General features: G+C 40.9%; 2 protein-coding genes. One reads left to right on the forward strand and one right to left on the reverse strand.

The window, feature by feature from the left end:
• The first annotated feature begins 373 nt into the window (after nucleotides 1–373).
• Nucleotides 374–2818, forward strand: coding sequence for a toll/interleukin-1 receptor domain-containing protein (locus tag IE181_RS14500; protein ID WP_191254329.1), 2445 nt, complete (start codon nucleotides 374–376; stop codon nucleotides 2816–2818).
• Between the two features lie 219 nt (nucleotides 2819–3037).
• Here the strand turns inward: IE181_RS14500 and IE181_RS14505 are convergent.
• Nucleotides 3038–3245, reverse strand: a 208-nt coding sequence (locus IE181_RS14505; RefSeq protein ID WP_191254330.1) for a hypothetical protein, incomplete at its 5' end; no start/stop codon positions are given.

Consider the following 3245-nt stretch of genomic DNA (forward strand, 5'->3'; position numbering starts at 1 on the left):
ACGGGGCGCTTTTTACTTATATGCGCTGTGTTAGAAGCTTTGAACCGTACAAGGTTCGGCCAACGGCAACGTGAGGAGCGCGAAGCGCCCGCAACGGTAAATCCTACTCCCGCAACCAATTTAAAGCCAGTTAACACAACGTGTTAGCTGGCTTTTCCTGTTTGCACTCGAAGAATTCGAGCCTGCCAGGGGAGCATAAGGGGAGCTTGGGTTGCAACGTATTAATCTTAATAGATCAGGACAGTCAGCCTATTAGAAGATCGTTCTTGGCAGGAGAGTATTAGTAAGTATAGTGATGTCAGTTGGGTAGCAGGAAAGAAGTGCTAGTGTACTTTTTAAAGTGCGAAAGCGAAACAATAGATGGGGGTAGGGTGTGAAGTGTTTCTTGTCACATAGTAGTTTAGATAAAAATCATTATGTCTCCAAAGTTGCGGAAAAATTATCTCCAAATATCGAATATGATGAAATGACCTTTGAAGAAGGCAAAGGAAATTTTGAAGAGATCATTAATGCACTGAATAGGTCAGATATCTTCGTGCTTTTTCTGTCAGAAAATTCGCTAAGCTCTGAATGGGTTGCAAGAGAGATCTCAGAAGCTAAATTGCGATTAGAAAATGGCGCACTGAAAAGAATTTTCCCAATTGTGATAGATAGAGCTATCACCTATCAAGATGAGAGAATTCCTGAATGGATCAGGGAGAACTATAACTTGCGTCCAATTACCAAGCCAACATTAGCGGCGAAACGCATTAAAGAAAGAATGATTGAGGCGTCATGGAATTCTCACCCGATGCTAAAGAAGCGTGACCAAATCTTTGTAGGAAGAAATAAATATATAGATGATTTCGAGCAGAGAATTGATGACTTTTCAAAAGCACCTCCCTTGGTGGTATTTACATCCGGATTGCGAGAAATAGGCAGAAAAAGCTTGTTACGACGCGCACTTGCAAAGGCTAATGTTACGCGAGAAACATATGAACCAATTAGAATAGACCTCAATAGAGACGACAACATAGAAGGGTTTATCTTAAAATTAAGTGACCTAAATTTATCTGATGATATAGACACATCAAATCTTCTATCTAGAACCACTGCTGACAAAGAGACACTATGTGCAAAGTTAATTGACGATATAATTTGTAGCCATGAAATACTTCTTATTGATGATCATTACTGCATAGTACGATACGACCGAGATATTGCGCCGTGGTTTATGAATACTATTGAGAAAGTGGAACATAAACAAATTGGATTGTGTGTGGCCACCTCAGCAAAAGCAGCAAAATATAAGTACATACGGGATGACCGTTTGTACTTTATTGAGCTGCCAGAGCTTCAGCAGGCAGAAAGAGCAGGGCTTTTTAAGCGTTATTGTCAATACTTAGATGTTGAACTAACCAATCAGGTGTATGAAAATTTCATTCCGTTATTAAAGGGCTTCCCGGAACAAGTCACCTATGCTGCTACTCTCATAAAAGAATTAGGAGTTCGAGGAGCATTTCAGCGATCACATGAAATTGTGTCTTTTTCAACTTACAAAGCAAGCATTTTCCTGAGGCAGTATGAAGATGAAGAACCGGTGCTCGCCTTTCTTAGGTTTCTCGCTTCATTTGAATTTGTTTCCCTGGATTTCACCCAGCAAATTGCAGAAGAAATAAATCTCCCATTAACTGATTATATTGACCGATTTGTAGCAGATAGCGTTTGCGAGCCGATTGGCGGGTCTGGTCAATACTTTCGCATCAATGAAGTAATTAGAGATGCTGTTGTGAGAGATCGTACTCACATGACTTCAGAGTATCACTCTGCACTACATAAATTCGTGAAACACTTTGCACGAAACTACTCTACAGAAGAGTTTGATGTTTCAGAATACCATATTGCCGTAAAACAGGCACTCGTGATGCATGTGAATCTGCCTGAGAGTATGATGATCCCGGCACATTTCCTGCAGTCTATGAGAGATCTATACTTTGAAAAGTCATATAAGGAAGTTGTACAACTTGCAGATCGAGTAATGCAGAATTCAAATTATTATGATGAGCATACTCGTCAAGATATCTTATATTACCTTTGTCAGTCTTTGGCACGATTAAAAGATCCACGATTTACATCTGAAGTACAAAAGATTTCAGGACCGGAACATGATTTTCTTTTTGGGTTTTATTATAGACAGAAACGCAGATATGATGACGCATTAGTCCGGTATAGAAGAGCTATGAACCACGTCCGCACCGAACAGCGTGCGCGGAGAGAAGTGGTTTTTATTCTGGTATCAATTGAGGACTACGAGCAAGGCCTTTCTTTAGCAGAAGAAAACTATTTGAGATATCCTTCTAACCCGTTTATAGCTCAAGCATATTTCCAATGTTTGTTGTATGCACCAGGTCAAGAGCAAAAACAGGAGAAACTACATAAAATACTTGAATCGCTTGAGAAAGTCGGCGGAGCAAGAGGCAAAGAAATTCATTCTAGTTTAGCTGCAATTTATGAGCACAAGTTTGGGGACAAACAGCAAGCATATAGAAATATTGATGAAGCAATAAGAGAGTATAGTGACGTAGCTTACCCTGTGTTGACTAAACTTGATATGGCGGTTCAGGATATGAACCGTAACCTAATTTCTGAAAGTCTTAGCATGCTTTCTAATGCGGGGGCAACAAGTGGGCACACCACTATAAAGGCAAAGGCGCAAGCATTGCTAGCCGCTTTTGATGGGGATCAGGGTGAAGCGAACCGTATTGTAGAAAATGAATTGAGTGATTTAAGCAGCAATGCCAAAGAGAGACTTATACGTAGAATCAGAAGTATAATATAAGAATTGAGACACCTGTATTAATTGTGACTGATTATATTTTGCAGTTTTGTTGGCTCTAATCATCGACAGAAGGTTGGGTCCAGCTAACAGTAAACTAAATTAAAAATAGTACAGTTAGCCTTGTGACTCTTTTGACTGATCTGGTGATGACATTTCTGACATTAGTGACATTAGGGCCATTAGGTATGGCTAATGTCACTAATGTCATTATTGTCAGGGCTATATGAACACAGCCGGGTTGACTGTGAATGCTTTAGCGGCTCTGCCGTGACTTTCCCCCCGCCGTGTAAAAGCTGGCTGCAGCCAGGCGTGGCCCATAAGCTCCAGACAGGTATCTGTGATGCTTTCGGCATTGCCAAGCGCAGACAGGCCACTTGTACGCTGCAAGTCCCGAACACTTATCCGCTCTGGCTTGTTTTCCCGTATC

Source organism: Kordiimonas sediminis, assembly GCF_014656395.1.
In the GTDB taxonomy this organism is placed as follows: Bacteria; Pseudomonadota; Alphaproteobacteria; order Sphingomonadales; family Kordiimonadaceae; genus Kordiimonas_A; species Kordiimonas_A sediminis.